14 protein-coding genes are annotated in these 14,868 nt (G+C 66.6%); 6 read left to right on the top strand and 8 right to left on the bottom strand.

Annotated features, from left to right (window positions below):
- The 4 genes from EB084_08010 to EB084_07995 form a co-directional block, all read left to right on the top strand.
- Positions 1-326 (top strand): hypothetical protein (locus EB084_08010; protein NDD28195.1); only part of this gene is annotated, 326 nt, incomplete at its 5' end.
- Positions 241-1,161: an RMD1 family protein gene (locus EB084_08005; protein ID NDD28194.1), complete on the top strand. Its 921-nt coding sequence runs from the start codon at positions 241-243 to the stop codon at positions 1,159-1,161. The genes EB084_08010 and EB084_08005, both read left to right, overlap by 86 nt.
- Before the next feature lie 171 nt (positions 1,162-1,332).
- Positions 1,333-2,232 carry a hypothetical protein gene (locus EB084_08000; protein ID NDD28193.1) on the top strand — a complete coding sequence of 300 codons (900 nt, stop codon included), beginning with the start codon at positions 1,333-1,335 and terminating at the stop codon, positions 2,230-2,232.
- A gap of 20 nt (positions 2,233-2,252) precedes the next feature.
- The gene (locus EB084_07995; GenBank protein NDD28192.1) at positions 2,253-2,627 is read left to right on the top strand and encodes a hypothetical protein; all 375 of its coding nucleotides are present in this window, start codon (positions 2,253-2,255) and stop codon (positions 2,625-2,627) included.
- 43 nt (positions 2,628-2,670) lie between these two features.
- Here the strand turns inward: EB084_07995 and EB084_07990 are convergent, their stop codons facing one another.
- From EB084_07990 to EB084_07960, 7 genes are all read right to left on the bottom strand, one after another.
- Entirely contained in the window at positions 2,671-4,245 is a 1,575-nt protein-coding gene (locus EB084_07990) for a radical SAM protein (GenBank protein ID NDD28191.1), read from the bottom strand.
- A gap of 71 nt (positions 4,246-4,316) precedes the next feature.
- Entirely contained in the window at positions 4,317-5,588 is a 1,272-nt protein-coding gene (locus EB084_07985; GenBank protein ID NDD28190.1) for a DUF2029 domain-containing protein, read from the bottom strand.
- Positions 5,566-6,720: a radical SAM protein gene (locus tag EB084_07980; GenBank protein NDD28189.1), complete on the bottom strand. Its 1,155-nt coding sequence runs from the start codon at positions 6,718-6,720 to the stop codon at positions 5,566-5,568. Before EB084_07980 ends, EB084_07985 begins: the two co-directional genes overlap by 23 nt.
- A complete protein-coding gene (locus EB084_07975) occupies positions 6,720-8,141 on the bottom strand; it encodes a radical SAM protein (protein ID NDD28188.1) in 1,422 nt (473 codons plus the stop codon). The genes EB084_07980 and EB084_07975 overlap by 1 nt, the downstream gene beginning before the upstream one ends.
- Positions 8,142-8,145: 4 nt before the next feature.
- Positions 8,146-9,492, bottom strand: coding sequence for a hypothetical protein (locus EB084_07970; GenBank protein ID NDD28187.1), 1,347 nt, complete (start codon positions 9,490-9,492; stop codon positions 8,146-8,148).
- A gap of 2 nt (positions 9,493-9,494) precedes the next feature.
- Positions 9,495-10,919, bottom strand: coding sequence for an FAD-dependent oxidoreductase (locus EB084_07965; protein NDD28186.1), 1,425 nt, complete (start codon positions 10,917-10,919; stop codon positions 9,495-9,497).
- Between the two features lie 142 nt (positions 10,920-11,061).
- Positions 11,062-12,762 (bottom strand): hypothetical protein, encoded by a 1,701-nt coding sequence (locus EB084_07960; protein NDD28185.1) that lies wholly within the window; start codon positions 12,760-12,762, stop codon positions 11,062-11,064.
- A 121-nt stretch (positions 12,763-12,883) separates the two neighbouring features.
- On the opposite strand from EB084_07960, the gene EB084_07955 reads away from it, so the two are divergent.
- Both EB084_07955 and EB084_07950 read left to right on the top strand, forming a co-directional pair.
- The gene (locus EB084_07955) at positions 12,884-13,495 is read left to right on the top strand and encodes a hypothetical protein (GenBank protein ID NDD28184.1); all 612 of its coding nucleotides are present in this window, start codon (positions 12,884-12,886) and stop codon (positions 13,493-13,495) included.
- Complete coding sequence (locus tag EB084_07950; protein NDD28183.1) at positions 13,462-13,842, top strand: hypothetical protein; 381 nt, start codon at positions 13,462-13,464, stop codon at positions 13,840-13,842. The genes EB084_07955 and EB084_07950 overlap by 34 nt, the downstream gene beginning before the upstream one ends.
- A 707-nt stretch (positions 13,843-14,549) precedes the next feature.
- Here EB084_07950 and EB084_07945 read toward each other — a convergent pair.
- Positions 14,550-14,750 carry a hypothetical protein gene (locus EB084_07945; GenBank protein ID NDD28182.1) on the bottom strand — a complete coding sequence of 67 codons (201 nt, stop codon included), beginning with the start codon at positions 14,748-14,750 and terminating at the stop codon, positions 14,550-14,552.
- Between the last annotated feature and the right edge of the window lie 118 nt (positions 14,751-14,868).

The raw sequence follows: 14,868 nt of genomic DNA, 5'->3' as shown, positions 1-14,868 counted from the left end.
GACAGCCGTCCGGCCAGGGGGAATGGAACCTCTCCGATCTCGTCGATGGCCTGCTCAAGCTCGAGAGCGCCCAGCTTCCCCTGACCCATGACCAGGTGACGAAGATCAAGCCCGCGCTCGAGAAGGTGCTCGAGGCAACCCGCATCATGACCGAGACCGAGACGCAGCTCAAGCAGACCCTCACCCCAGAGCAGCTGGCCTTCATCGAAGCCCGGCGCAAGAGCGGCGAGCTTCGACCCGATGCGGGCCTCGGCGCGCCGAAGAAGCCCGGGGAAGATCCGGTGGTGGCCAAGGTGCTCGAGATCCTGGAGGCGCGCGCGCGCTGAGCTCTTGACGACTCCGACTTCCAGCGCGAGCAGCTACACCATGGTGGCCTTCCACGTGGTGGAGAAGCTCTCCATCAAGACGGCCATCGAGCTCGTCGAGTCGATGGGCATGCCGGCGCCAGACCACATCGATCCGAGCGGCACCGACCTCGTGGTACGCGTCCCCGAAGAGCCCGATGCGTGGGCCGCGCTCTACGACTTCGGCTCGGTGGCCTTCTTCAACGTGTCCGCAGCACAGCAGGCGCGCATCATCGCCGCCGTGCGAGATCGCTTCACCCCCATCGCCGAAGAGCCCACCAGCGACGACTTCCGCGTCATCATCGAGTCGACCGGCACCGAGCGGGTCTCGTTCGATCTCGCGGTTCTCAACGACCTGTCGCGCGCCAAGATCAGCATCCTCGCGCTCCTGCTCGCACAATCGGCCACGCTCGAGCACTACGAGCGCCAGGTCGAGCAGCTGCTCGACAGCGCCGAGACCATCAGCGAGCCCATGAAGCGACACGGACGTCTTCCGCGGTACAACCGCGACACCATCCGCTTCATCGGCATCTCGCTGTCGACGCGTCGCGATCTCGTCTCGCGCATGTACATCCTCGACGAACCCGAAGGCACCTGGGACAACGCCGCCCTCGACCGCCTCTTCAAGCAGATGAAGACGACCCTCGACATCGAGGTTCGCTACCGCGCCCTCGAGTACAAGCTGGGCCTGATACAAGAAGGGGTCGACGTCATCGTCGAGCTCACCAACGCCCAGCGCAACCTCTGGCTCGAGATGGTCATCGTTGTGCTCATCGTGGTGGAGATCGCAATCGCCCTGGGTATCATCCACAGGTAGGCCACGCGCCCGCTGAGGTGGCGTGCGGGCGCGCCCCCGCCCGCTCCGTGGAGGAGTCGCCCCCCCGGCATCCCGAAGCCCCATCTACTCGCCGCAACAGGCTTGCAGGCCCACCGTGCGAGCACGTCTCCGACGTCCGAGAAGCCGAGTGAAGGCGAGAGTTCGACGCTGATGGCAAGATTCTGTGGCAAGTGCGGCACGGCCGCCAACGAGAAGGCAACCTTCTGCAACAAGTGCGGCAACCGCCTTCAGCAGAGCAAAGCCATCCGCTTCACGCATGACACCGCCGCCACGCCCCAGAACCCCTACAGCGCGGAGGTCGATGGCGGCTCGGGGCGACGAAAGGGCGGGGCCCCCATCGGCGTTCAGCCGGCCGTGTCGAAGCCGGGCCAGAAGGTCACCCCACCGTCACCCGCCGCGCCACCCCAGGCATCCCCCGCGTACGCTTCAGCCAGTTTCGTGACGCCCTCCTCGTACGCGCCGGGCAGCCAGACCGCGCAGCCGCCGACCTTCAGCGACCTCGATCGCCCCACGTTCGACAGCATCGACGGCGACCCGGTCGAACGCGCGCGGGCCATCGTCCGCTCGTTCAGCGCCTGGAGCGCGGGCATCGTGCTCACCTCGTTCCTGCTCCCCTTCAGCGACCTCGTGCTGCTCATCCCCGTGCAGACCGCCATGATTCTGCGGGTCTCCCGGGTGTTCGGCGTGCAAGACCCGCCAGAACGAATCCTCGCCTACATCGCCGCCACCAGCGGCGTGAGCGTGTTCGGCCAGGTCACCACGCTCATCGTCGCCAACCTGTTCCCGTTCGTGGGCAAGTTCGTCAGCGCGCCCTTCGTCTACGGCTGGACCTACGGCCTGGGCGAGGTGGCCATCCGCTACTTCGAATCGCAGGGAACCCTCAGCGGAGACGAGATGAAGCAGGTCTTCAAAGAGGCCAACAAGGAGGCCTATCGCTCGTACAAGAAGAGCAAGCCCTCGGTCAGCCAGCAGGAGTCGCTCGACGCCCTCAAGGACCACCTCTCCAAAGACGAGTACGAGCGCCTCCGCACCAAGTTCGACAAGCCGTAGCCGCGAGCGCCTCTCGACCCATGCGCGCATCGATGTCCGTCATCGGCCTGCTGCTGGCACTCACCCTCACCTTCGCTCACCCCTCTCCCGCCCGCGCGCAGTTGCCGGGCGCCCTCCTCATGGTCAACGTGAGCAACGAGCTGGTGCGCGCGCATCTCTCGCTCACACGCATCGGGGTCGCCGAGGTAGGCGATAAGTACACCGTGGCCGGCACCGTCGTGGGCCTGGGCAAGAAGATGCCCGACAAGGTCGTGCTGCGCATCGTGACCTCGAACGGCCAGCGCCTCACGCGAAGCAGCCGCCTGCAGAGCACTCCCATCGGGAGCTACGGCTTCCTGGTCTGGGTCCCCAAGGACGAGGGCGCGCTGAAGATCGTCACCATCAGCCTGAAGTGACGCCCAGCGCGTCGACGCACCGAAGACAGCGACGAGGCCTGCCCTACTGCGAGATGAGCTTGCGGATGCTGGCGTACTGCTTGATCTTGAACCACGTGAGATCACCACGCCGCCAGTACTCCCAGGCCACCCCGACCATGCGCAGCAGGTTGGCGCCCCAGGCGAATCCGAACAGCAGCTCGAGCCACGGCTTCTTCTTCCAGAATGCACGCCTGTCGATGAGGTTGCGGATGAGCGACTTGGGAATGAAGCTCTTGCTCACCAGCGAGTAGAGGGCGAGGTAGAATCGGTCCTCGTCGCTGCGGGGCCAGTCCATCGAGACACGGAACTGCTTCCACGCCTTGGTCGAGCGCCCCTCGACCTCATCCGGGGTGATGACGCCCTTGGCCAGCAGCTCCTTGGTGAGCATTGTGCCGGGGAAGTAGGTGAGCGAGTAGAAGTAGATCTTGTACGGCCGCGGCAGCTCGAGGAGGAACTCGGCCATCTCGAGCTTCATCTCTTCGGTGGCGTGCGGATTGTCGATGATCACGTCGTAGATCATGTCGAGCTGAAGCCGCCGGTTGAACTCACCGAACTTCATGATGGCGTTGTTGCCGGGCGCGCGGTTGTAGATCTCCTTCGACTCCTTGGCCGAGCCGCTCTCGATGCCGGTCTGCACGCGGAAGAGGCCTGCGTGCTTCAGCTGGGCGAGCATCTCTTCGCGAAGCATCGGGGGGATGAGCAGGCACTCGAAGGGGATGTCGACCTTCGCCTTCCACTCGCGACAGAACTCGTCGAGCCACTCCTGGCCGAAGGCGAACGATGTGTCGTCATCGACCTTCACGTGGCCGATGCGCTTGAACTTCGACATCACATAGGCCATCTCGCCGATGATGTGCCCCACCGAGCGATGGCGGTAGTACTTCTTGCCCTTCTCGTTGTAGACGTCGCGCAAGATGCTGACGTAGCAGTAGCTGCAGTTGTACGGGCAGCCGCGCGAGAAGTAGATCCGGTACTCGGCCGTGCGCAGCCACGGCTCCTCGTTGCGGCACTTGCCGTCATCGATGTAGTACTTGGTCTCGGAGTCGATGTCCGGGTACGGGAGCCAGTCGAGGTCTTGCAGCAGGGGGCGCAGCGGATTTCGATGCACCTCGCCATCGCGCTTCACCCAGATGTTGCGCACGTCGGTGTATTCATCACCCGCGGCCATGCGCTGGCACAGCTCGAGCATGGCCTCCTCACCCTCGCCCAGACAGAGCATGTCGGCTTCGTCGTCGATGCACTCTTCCGGTACCGACGTGACGTGAATGCCCCCCCAGATGACGGGCGTCTCCGGGAAGCAGTGCTTGAGGCGCCGGGTGAGCTCGCGCGACATCTGGTAAAGGCTCGACATGAACCCGATGCCGATGAGATCGGGCTTCTTCTCGCGCACCAGCTCCATGACCATCGAGAACTCTTTCTCTGACGGCATCTCGAGCAGGTTGTGGCGCCAGTCGCGCAGGAAGATGCAGTACGTCTGGAACCCTGCGCGCTTGAGCGCCGCGGAGACGTAGCGAATGCCTGCGTTCTCAACGCTGTAGATGGTGATGAAGACGACGGTGAAGGGCCGCTTCGCGGTCTCACGCAGGTCGCGCCGCATCGATACGGGGGACGTTGGCACGAGCACAACCTCTCAGCGATGTGGGGGGACGTTGAGAATATAGGGCAGATTCAGGTGCGCTGACAAGGCTCTGTCGCAACATCTCGCTCCCCCGCTGAAACCGCAAGGCCGACCAGCACCGCCAGCGCGGGCAGGGCCGGCACGAGATACCGCGTCTCCGCGCGCACGAAGCCATACGACAACGTGATGAGCAGCGCCGCAGCCGCGGCCTGACGCGCCAGCAGCTGCCTGCGCCAGCGGGCCAGGCCGATGAGGGCGAGCAGGAGCGTGGCGCACTCCCAGGCCGCGGCCACGCCGGGCAGCACCGGCCGGATGACGTCCGCCGCTCGATCGACGCGACAGTTCTGCACGAGACCATCGGGCCGGGTCCAGGCCTTCCAGATCTGTCGCGCCTGTCGCTCGACGTGGTCGCGCGGGCGATGCGCGATCTCGTCGACACAGACGGCGCGCAGCTCCCCATCAAGCTGCATGGCGCGCTCCAGCGCGATCCCCTGCGGCGTCCACTGCTCGAGCCACCGATCGTAGACCCCCGCGGAACGCACCACCACGTCCTCCACCCCGTCCTCCTCCATCGAGGCATAGAGAGGGCCCCCACTCGAGACCAGCGTCAGCGGGGTGAATCGCCCCCCCGCCTGCAGGTTGCGCACCCCCCAGACCGCCAGCATCAGCCCCATGGCTGCGAGCGCCAGACCCAGACCGCGGCGCGAGAAGCGCGATCTTGCCATGAGAACCAGCAACGCGGCCGTGGGAGCGAGCGCCGAGACCGTGAGCGCGGCGCCCCCCGCCGTAACGCCCACCGCCAGCGGCCGCACCGGATCGCGGTCGAGCTCGCGTAGCAGGAGCGTAACGAGCAGGGCGGCAAAGGTCGAGGAGAGCAGCTGGCTGCTGAACGCGATGGAGACGGGAGAGAGCCACCAGCACGCGGCCGCGGCAATCCCCGCCCAGTGACCGTGACGTCGCGCCACCAGGCGAGCCACCATCACGGCGACGGCCGCGTCCATGAGCATCTGCAACCAAGGAACCACGTGCTCGGGCGAATCAAAGAGACCCGTGAGCGGGGCGAGCAGCAACGCGTAGCCGGGAGGGCGGTTCCCGTTGAGGTTGAAAGGCGGCTGGGTGCACGAAGAATAGCCGCGCCCCGCCCAGATGTTCTGCGCGAGGAAGACGTTGTGCGACGCATCGCCCAGCAAGAGCGGAGAGAACCAGGCGGCGAAGGCCACGCGCGCCGCGAGGCCGGCCAGCGCCACCCCGCCCACGACGCTCCACGAAAGAACCCGTCGCGCGCGCGCTGACACCTGGCTAGGGCACGGTTGTTCCGGCAGCGGGGGGCGGCACGAACTCGCGCGTCACCGTGTCCACGTCCGGGATGTCAGCGGGCATGGGGTGATGCAGCTGGATGGTGGCCATCTCGTAGAACGCGCGAGGATGGGTGAAGGCCATGGTCACCTCGGCCCAGCAGGGGCGCAGGCAGGCCTTGCACGGATGCGCGGTGCGCGCGCACTGGTCTTGAAAGACCGGGTCCCGGTACTGCCGCGGAAAGTGCGGCTCATAGACGTAGTACTGCTGACGCGTCTGCCCGGTGCCATCGAACTTGTGACAGATCGAGAACCGCCCCTCCGGCGACACGCTGAAGAACAGCGCCCCCGCCAGGCACTGCCAGCGCGGCGTGCCGCCCTTGAGCACGTCGAGTGATTCCTCGAGGAAGGGCGTGCTCGAGAAGATGCGTCGCCCCTGGCGCTTCATCTCGATGAGGCGGCCGAACATCTCGTCGAGCTCGGCGTGATCGGCCTTCGTGAAGAACATGCGGTCGGCGCGCTCGCGCTCGATGACCTGCCCTCCGTACTCGTGCACCTCGATGGGGATGAACGAGATCCAGAAGCCGAGACGCTCGGCCAGATCGACCATTCGAGGCAGCTCGCGCAGGTTGGCGCGAGACACCACGCAGTTGATGTTGCCCGTGCCCCCGCGCTGGCGCACCACGCGCGCGAAGCGCGAGATGGTGTCGATGGCCGACTGCCACACGTCATCGCGCTCGCAGATCTCATCGAAGCGCTTGGGATCGATGGTGTCGAGCGAGATCGAGACGTGTTTCACCCCGGTGGCGAACACCTCATCGAGGAACCTCACGTTGCGCTCTGCGCCGCTGGTGCGCGTGTAGCCGTTGGTGAGCAGGCGCACCTCCATTCCCTGATCGAAGAAGGCGCGCACGATCTCGGGAAGATCGTCGCGGAGCAGCGGCTCGCCGCCCCCGATGCTCACCACCCCCGTGCCCAGCTCGCGCAGGTTCGCTGCCATGGCGCGGATCTGATCGACCGACATCTCCGACCGCTTGTCGCCCATCTTCCAGATGCCGCACATCTTGCAGGTGAGGTTGCAGCGATGCGTGACCCCGAAGTGCACGTAGTACGGCGTGCGCCGCGTGACCAGGGCCGAGAGCAGCGAGGCGACGCGCATCAGAGCTTCGCGATCGACCAGCCGGCCTTGAGCTTGCGACCGAAGTCCTTGATGTTGCGGATCTCGATGAGCTTCTTGAACAAGAGCTTGGGGCGGATGTAGAAGCGCTTGAAGGCGATCTCGAGCATCTCGTTGAGATCGTCTTCAGACATGTGCTCGGTCCACATCTGGGGCTTGAAGCCCGGCTTGGGATCGAGAATGAAACGCTGCCAGTGATCCGGGTCGAGGATGCCCTTCTTCACCCCATCGCGAAAGATGTCGGTGTCGGGGTACGGTGTCATGATGCCGAAGAGCACGTAGTCCGGGTCGAGATCGATGGCGAAGTCGATGGTCTCCATGATGTCTTCGCGGGTGCGCTCGTGCGGGCTGCCAATCATGAAGTAGCAGACGGTGTGCATCTTCGTCTTCTTGAGCAGCTTGAAGCCGTCTTTCACCTTGTCGACGGTGAGCTGCTTGCGCAGCCCCTTCATGCCCTCGTTGTTGCCCGCCTCGACCCCCACGTGGATGCGCGTGCAGCCGGCCTTCTCGAGCAGCGTGAGCTGATCGGCGCGCAGCAGGTTGACGCGGGCGCGGAAGTTCCAGCGCACCTCGAGCCCCCGGCGGATGATCTCGTGGCAGATGTCGTCGATGCGTTCGCGGTCGACGTTGAAGGTGTCGTCGACGAAGTAGATCTCCTTGATGCCCAGGCGCACGCACGCCTCCATCTCGTCGACCACGTTGCGCGCGCTGCGGTGGCGCCACGTCTTGCGGCCCGGCGTGTTGCAGAAGTTGCAGTTGTAGGGGCATCCGCGGCTCGAGATGAGCGAGGTTGCGGTGACCTCGTCGCCCAGCAGGTAGTAGTACTTCTTCACGTCGAGAATCTCACGACGCGGCATGGGCAGGCTGTCGAGGTCGTTCACCGTGGGCGCGGGCGGGGTCTGCACCACCTCGCCCTTGCGGCGGAACAAGATGCCCTTCACCTGCGAGAGATCGCCCCCCTTCGAGAGGGTCTCCACCACCTCGGTGAACGGCACCTCACCCTCCTTGGGAATGGCGCCATCGACCTCAGGGAAGTGCATCGACTCACGCGGGAACGACGTGACGTGCGGGCCACCCCACCAGACAGCGATCTCCGGGTGCACGCGCTTCACCATCTTCGACACCGCAAGGATGTCGACCAGATCGTGGGTGTGGCCGGTCACCCCGACGAGATGCGGGTTCTCGTCGCGGATGATCTGCTCGAGGCCGGCGTGGGTGATGCTGTCGGCCTGGCAGTCGATGATCTTCGCCTCGTGCTCCGTGTGGTGCGCGAGGTGCGACTCAAGGTAGAGCAGCCCGAGCGGCGGGATGGAGTTGATCTCGGCGTTCACCGTGGTGGGAACCTCCGAGTAGATGCTGTTCTCTCGAGGGGGGTTGACGAGGAGCACCTTCATCTTCGACATGGCGTCACCGTTTCACCAATGTGTTGGAGGACTGGAGAGAGGATTCGCGGTCGGTTCCGAGGCGCATCGCTTCAGCGCTGGCGTGCACCGCTTGAGCAATGGCCTCGACCTCGCGATCGCTGAGCCGAGGGTAGATGGGCAGATGAACCTGCTCGCGCCCCAGCGCGTCGGCGTTGGGGCACGCGAAGACCGGCGGCGCGTCGTCTGCGACAGTCGTGTCACCAACAATCGGGAACGTCATCGAATGGCAGGCGCTCAAGTACCCCGGTGAGGTATCGACGCCCCGCCCCAGCAGGGCGCGCATGAACTCGTACCTGCGCGGCACCCGAATCACGAAGCTCATGAAGATGGGCTCCGCCCCGGGGTGCCAAGACGGCAGGCGAAGCCCCGGAATGCCGCCCAGCAGTGTATGCAGGCGCTTGCCGATGGCGGTGCGACGCGCATTGGCCGCGTCGAGCCGAGGCAGCAGCGCGCGTCCGAGATCGGCCTGCACCGCGGCGGGGCACGCCAGGGCCCCGCGCGGCGGCGTGAACGTGATCTTCTCGTCGAAGGCCTCATGAAGCAGGTCGCGCCCCGTGAGCGCCCAGCCCGCGCGAAGCGCGGGGTACACCGTGGCGCCAAAGACCAGGGGGCGCGTGGCCGCGCGGAAGGCAAGCCCCTTCACGGCCTGAATGAGAAGCCCGCGACCGGGGGGCGCCGGCCGGTCGGATACCCCCTCGCGCAGGGCAGCGTGCAGATCGGCGTCGCGCGTGGCCACCATGCCTCCGCCCAGGGTGGTGAAGTTCTTCGTGAGCAAGAAGCTGAAGTACGAAGCGTCGCCCAGCGACCCGCAGCGCTCGCCGCTCTCGGTGCGCGCGCCCATGGCCTGGGCGCAGTCCTCGATGACAGCCACGCCGTACTCCCGTGCTCGAGAGACCCAGGCTTCGGTGCGGGCGGGCACCCCGTAGAGGTGGGTCACCACCACGGCAGCCGCCTGCTTCCACACCTCGGCGGGCACCGCGTCGACCTCGGCATTCAATGTCGCGTCATCGCAGTCGACGTACCACGGCGCGAACCCCGCTCCCGCCACCACGGCGGGCACCGAGGCGTGGGTCCAGGCGGGCACGATGACGAAGCGGCGCCGCGCGTCGATGCGTCCGGTGCGGCGCAGCGCCTGCAAGATGAGATACAGCCCGCCGCGGGCCGACGGAACGAACACGGCCGATGCATCCGCCGACAGCCAACGGGCAAAGTCTGCCTCGAAGTGGCGAACAGCACCCGCGTCATCATGTCTCCCACCACGAGCGATGCGTTGTGCGGCGCGCAGCAGCAGTGGGGCGTCGATGGCGAGATCAAAGCGCGGAATGATCACGGCTACATCCCTCCTGGAGCAAGAACAACGCCCTGCCGACCATCGCGGCTGAGCTCATCGAGCACCTGCCGGGCCTGTCCGCCGTAGGCGAGGTCGGGGGCTTCGCGCAGCGTAGAGCCGAGGATCTTCTTGCTGATCTGAAAGGCGTTGGCGATGGAGTGATCCATGTTGTTGTACCAGAACATGCCGGTGCGCCCGCCCAGCATGAGGTTCTTCCACCCCTCGAGGCGCTGCTTGGTGGCCGCCAGCTTGTCGCGGTACTTGATGTCGTAGATGGGATAGGCGTGGTCGACGCGCTCGATGCGCACATCGTCGATGTGACGCAGGTCGCGCACGGCGCCGACCCGCTCGAGGTCACGCCGCACCGCGGGCAGCAGACGCTCCGGGTCGTTCCAGCGCTCATCGCCCTCGCGACAGGTCACCTCGATGCACATGGCGCCACGGCCCTTGGGCACCATGCTGTCATGGAACTGCCCTGGGTACGAGATGCGCGAGAAGATGAGATCGGGCGCGCCGTAGTAGCACCACTGCACCTTGTGCACATCCGGCTTGTTCGTCATGGCGTTGAAGAGCAGCAGCGACAGGTACTGCAGGTCGGGATCCGGGAGGCCCAGCAGCTGGCACAGCTCGTCGATGGGGGCGGTCCAGACAAGATGGCCGCACTCGATGGGACCTTCGGCCGTGATCACCTTGCGCACCCGCCCCTCAGAAGAGAGGAGCGCCGTGGGCGACGCGTTCTGGCGCACGTCGGCCCCCATCTCGATCAGGCGCTCGCGCAGCTTGTCGCACAGAACGTGCACCCCGCCCGGCGGGTAGATGAAGTTCATCTCGCGCGGACGCGGGATGAGCATCATCTTGACGAGATGCTGAAGCGTCGCCGTGTTGACCTTCTCGTCGATGGTGGCGCGGTCGACGCCGATCTTCGCCCAGTTCTGATGCGTGTCGGCCGCCGGGATGCCGAGGAACTTCTCGGTGTACTCCTTGAAGAAGAGCGAGTACAAGGTGCGGCCGTACTTTCCGAGCACGTAGTTCTCGAACGAGGGGTTTCCCGGGTCATGGTGCTTCGACTTGTTGAGGAGATCGAAGAAGGCCCGGACCGACACCAGGGGCGGCAGCTGGAAAACCGTCTTGAGCTTGAGCGGCCAGTCGTGGTACTTGCCCAGGAAGTGCACCGAGCTCGAGCGCGTGATGCTGGCTGAGTCTTGCCCGAGAACATCATTGATGAAGGTCATCACCTTGTTCACAGGGCTGTGGAAGCGATGAGGACCGAGGTCGAAGCGGTGATCGCCGTAGGTGAAGCCGCGGGCCAGCCCGCCGACGCCGCCCCGCTTCTCGAGGAGCGTGACGGGAAGGCCCGCGCGCGCCACGTGATAGGCGAGCGTGAGGCCGCAGACTCCGGCACCCACGATGATGACGCGCTGGCTCAACTCTTACTCCTCTGGTGTTGGGCGCGCTCGGGGGGCAGCGCGTCCCGGACCTGACGTGTGGCGCCCACGCCTCGAGCCGCATCGGGCCGGAGCAGGCGGGCGCCGCGTTGTTGTGAATTGTGACACAAACCTGCGGGCGGTTTCAAGGCAGAGGACTCGGCCCCAGCGCATCGCGCATCTTCTCGAAGAACGACCGCTCCGAGCCGTCGATGCCCAGACGCAGTCCGGTGGTGATCTCGGCGCGCGCTCCATCGCGATCGCCGCACTCGCGCAAGGCCCACCCCCGCATGGCGTGCATCCAGCCGTCGCCGGGCGTCAGGGCGAGGGCCTCGCGGAAGGCGTCGCGAGCGCGCGGGTAGTTCCGCTGGCGCATGCACGCCTGCGCCACGGCGCGGGGGAAATCAACCTGACCAGGCATCAATGCACCGGCACGCTCGGCGGCCAGGGCCACGCCGTCCCAGATCTCGAGGGCGGCATAGGTGTTGATGACGGTGTTCCAGGCAACCGGATCTGCGGGAACAGCGTCGATGGCGCGCTGCAGTGCAGCGAGCGCGCGTCCGGTCTGGCGCGCGTGCGCCAGATCCTGTGCCTGCGCGAGCGCCACGCTCGCCTCGGCGCGCCGCGCTGTCTCGTCGCCAGACCCAGCCCTCGCCGAGGACCGCGCGTGAGGTGCGGGGAAGCGCGCCAGCAGCGACGACGCGCGGGTCATGCGCGGCGGCGTCCAGCGAAACGACACCGACAGGTCGGTCGCCTGAGGCTGCGGGGCCCGCGGGGAGATCTCCACGCTGAAGACCCGATCCGGACCGCTCCACAGGGCCACGTAGCCCATCATCTGCGCCGCCAGCCGCGACGCGCGGGTCATGTCGTCGAACCGCCCCATGGTGGGGTCGACGGCCACCCATTCAAAAGGAGAGACCCAGACCTCGGCCCAGTCGTGCAGCTCCGCGGTGGAAGACGCCTCGTCGGGCAGGAAGACCCCTCCAACCCGACGCGCGGGAAGACCCGACGCCCGCGCCAGCGTGACGAGCAGCGCCGCCGCGTCGGCGCACTGGGCCACCCGGGTGCGCAGCACCTCGCGCACATCCCGGGGGCCTGCAGCCATCTCGAACCGCAGGCCGCGCACGAAATCATAGAGGCGAACCAGGCCGTCCCATCTGTTCCCCGCGCCCTGCGTCAGATCGGCGGCCGCGCGGCGAACCGCAGCATCGCCCACCGGCAGTTCCGGCTCCTCTTTGAGGAAAGGGGCCAGGGGCGGGTCGGTGCACGGGCCGCTGCCCGACAGACGCGCGTCGACGTCAGACACGACCTGATGCGTGCGCACCCGCACCTGCATCTCGACGCGCGCCTCACCGCCCGCTGCGACGTTGCGCACATCGATGCGGACGCGGCGATTGCCGGAAGCGTCCGGGGGCAGCTCCCTCGCGCCTTGGGGCAGCGCCACCGACAGCACCTCGAGCGCGGGAGGGCGCGTCACGGGAACGGGAAGGAAGAGGCGCGCATCGACCGAGGCATCATGACGGTTGTGAAACGTGAGCACACAGGTCACGGTGGTCTCGCTCGTGGGGCCCGCGGGGAAGCCCTGAGCGGCGTGCCCGTATGGATGGAGACGGTTCGAGGTTGCGTCGGTGGAGGGCGCCGCGGTCGCGGGAGACGCCGCGGTCGCGGGAGACAGTGCGGTGGCGGGAGACGCTGCGATGGATGGGGGAACGGCGAATGAGCGGGCGGCGGAAGGCGTGGGAGCGGACGCCCCCTTCTCGGCACCGTCATCGAGGAAGAGGGCAAGCCCCATCGACGCGATCACCGCCGCCGCGGTGGTGAGGCCCATCAGGCGAGACAGTCGCACATGCGGGCAGTACCGTCCCCGCGGGGGCAAACCCTGCCGCGGGTCAGCAGCGGGTCAGCAACCTGCGGGCGCAGGGGCGGAGCAGGCCCACCGGTCGTGACAGGCGAATTCGCGCCGGCAGATGTTCGAGCCCTACCTTCCCGAGCGATTCGGTCGCGACTGGTGCGAGCTGCGCGGCCACAGCTCGCAGATCGTGAACTTCATGGCCACGGCGCTGGGACACAAGCCGCTCTTCGACGACTGGATCGAGGTCGACCGGCTGCAGGCCCTGCGCGACGTGTGCGCGGCCTACGGCCTGCACGTGGAGGCCGAGAGCGTCTTCGTCATGGTCGATAAGGAGAAGATGCCCGAGCGGGTGCTGGGCCGTGAGAGCATCGCCAGCACCAGCGCCTACGGCGCCCCCCTCGAAGCGTGTCCTCCGGAAGGCGGATGGGCGTCGATGGGGGCCCGCGTCCACGTCTTCATCTCGCGCGACCCAGAGCGGCTGCGCCACGGCATGTGGTATCCGCTGGTGATCCGCGACCGGGTGCTCTGGGCACCCCGCGCCGACGTGCTGAGCTACGGGCGCCATCTCGGCTACCCGCCCTGCTGCGTGACCGGGCCTACAGCTTCCTGTGGGAGATCTTCCGCCGCTCGCGCACGCTGCATCCATTCTGCAACCCGCTGGCCAAGGACCGCACCTATTCGTGGGTCTACCACATGCCCTGCACGTTCTCGTGTGCGGCCACCATAGAGCGGGTGGGGGCCCTGCGCGCCGACATCGAGCGCCTCGAGCCGACCCTGGTCGCGGCCATCGACCGCCACACGCGGATGCCGGCACTCGTTCTGCGCGAGCGCAAGCTGTACTTCTTCGAGGGCGAGGCCCAGGCCAATCGCATCGACTACACCCGTTGGATGTACGAGGGGAGCGACGCCGCCGGCAACGTCCTGGCCCCCTGGCTCGAGGAAGGCGACGCGGTGGAGGTCGATGGGCTGCGCGTGCGGGTCCTGCGCGGAGGGCGCGAGCTCGGCTCAGTGGTCTGCCGTGACACGGGCTTTGCGCCAGAGGTGCCGTTCGTGGCGAGATTCGACGCCACCTGAGCCCGTCCAGGGGAAGGCCGCCGTGGAGGGCTTCGCACAAGGCGGCGCGCGAGCATGGCGGAAACGCCTCACTGTTCAGCGCCTCGAACGTTGCGTCTCCTGGCTTGCTTCGCACGGGGCACGCGAGCACTGCGCAGGCGGCCCAGCTGCCTTCACCTCTTTTTCATCGCTCGCCCCTGTCCGAGCTGTCTCTCCTGTTTTACCGTGCGTGTGAAGAGCACGGGCTCCAACCGCATGCACGCCTGTGGCTTGACGTGTCCACCCCGGTAGCGTGGTGGACCTGAGCCGTACTCCCCCATTCGTGCAGCCCCGCACCGTTGTCCACCCCGGTGGCGTGGTGGACAGTGGCGTGTCCACCCCGGTGGCGTGGTGGACAGTGGCGTGTCCACCCCGGTAGCGTGGTGGACAGTGGCGTGTCCACCCCGGTGGCGTGGTGGACCTGAGCCGTACTCCCCCATTCGTGCAGCCCCGCACCGTTGTCCACCCTGGTGACGTGGTTAACCCGGGCGTGTAAGGGGCGCTCAGCAGGCCGTTCACCCACGCAAAGGCGGTGCGCGAAGGTGGCTACAGGTACCCTGGCGGCAGTCTGGTCCTGCGGAGCTCGCGCGTGATTCAATGGGTGGCGACCCCAAATCTCTTGTCAGGGTTTTGTTTGTCTTGAGGACGAACCGGGGGAGAGCTGGGTGGCGACCTGACAGGCGCACAGGCTATCGGGCGTGGTGTGCATGGAAGTCGCATGGGGTTGTGCGATTTTCCGCGCGGAGAGAGGTGGCTTCAGGCTTCTGAGGCGCCTCAGAGCAGCGCCGCACGTCAATGTGACAGCTCTGGCTGTCATGTGACACCTCCAGCTGGAACATCGTGATGATGTGACAGCTCTGGCTGTCACGTGACACCTGCAGTTGGAACATCGTGCTTCACTGGGGCCGCAGAGCACGCAGCGGCCTTCGACCTGAGTGGACCCTCAGTTTCGCCTCGCCCCCCCGCCCTCGTCCCCGTCCTCGAAAGAAACATCCGATTGACGAGGGT

Source organism: Pseudomonadota bacterium, from assembly GCA_010028905.1.
In the GTDB taxonomy this organism is placed as follows: domain Bacteria; phylum Vulcanimicrobiota; class Xenobia; order RGZZ01; family RGZZ01; genus RGZZ01.
Note: the sequence above shows the minus strand (reverse complement) of the source record. Positions and strands in the feature narration are given on the sequence as shown.

What these genes read in the sequence shown, in the direction of transcription:
- EB084_07990 (NDD28191.1), bottom strand. Translation starts at nt 4,245, where the DNA reads ATGCGGCGCGACCTGCGTGAGACCGCGAAGCGGCCCTTCACCGTCGTC.
- EB084_07955 (NDD28184.1), top strand. Translation starts at nt 12,884, where the DNA reads ATGTTCGAGCCCTACCTTCCCGAGCGATTCGGTCGCGACTGGTGCGAG.
- EB084_07945 (NDD28182.1), bottom strand. Translation starts at nt 14,750, where the DNA reads ATGTTCCAACTGCAGGTGTCACGTGACAGCCAGAGCTGTCACATCATC.
- EB084_08005 (NDD28194.1), top strand. Translation starts at nt 241, where the DNA reads ATGCGGGCCTCGGCGCGCCGAAGAAGCCCGGGGAAGATCCGGTGGTGG.
- EB084_07950 (NDD28183.1), top strand. Translation starts at nt 13,462, where the DNA reads ATGCCCTGCACGTTCTCGTGTGCGGCCACCATAGAGCGGGTGGGGGCC.
- EB084_08000 (NDD28193.1), top strand. Translation starts at nt 1,333, where the DNA reads ATGGCAAGATTCTGTGGCAAGTGCGGCACGGCCGCCAACGAGAAGGCA.
- EB084_07980 (NDD28189.1), bottom strand. Translation starts at nt 6,720, where the DNA reads ATGCGCGTCGCCTCGCTGCTCTCGGCCCTGGTCACGCGGCGCACGCCG.
- EB084_07995 (NDD28192.1), top strand. Translation starts at nt 2,253, where the DNA reads ATGCGCGCATCGATGTCCGTCATCGGCCTGCTGCTGGCACTCACCCTC.
- EB084_07975 (NDD28188.1), bottom strand. Translation starts at nt 8,141, where the DNA reads ATGTCGAAGATGAAGGTGCTCCTCGTCAACCCCCCTCGAGAGAACAGC.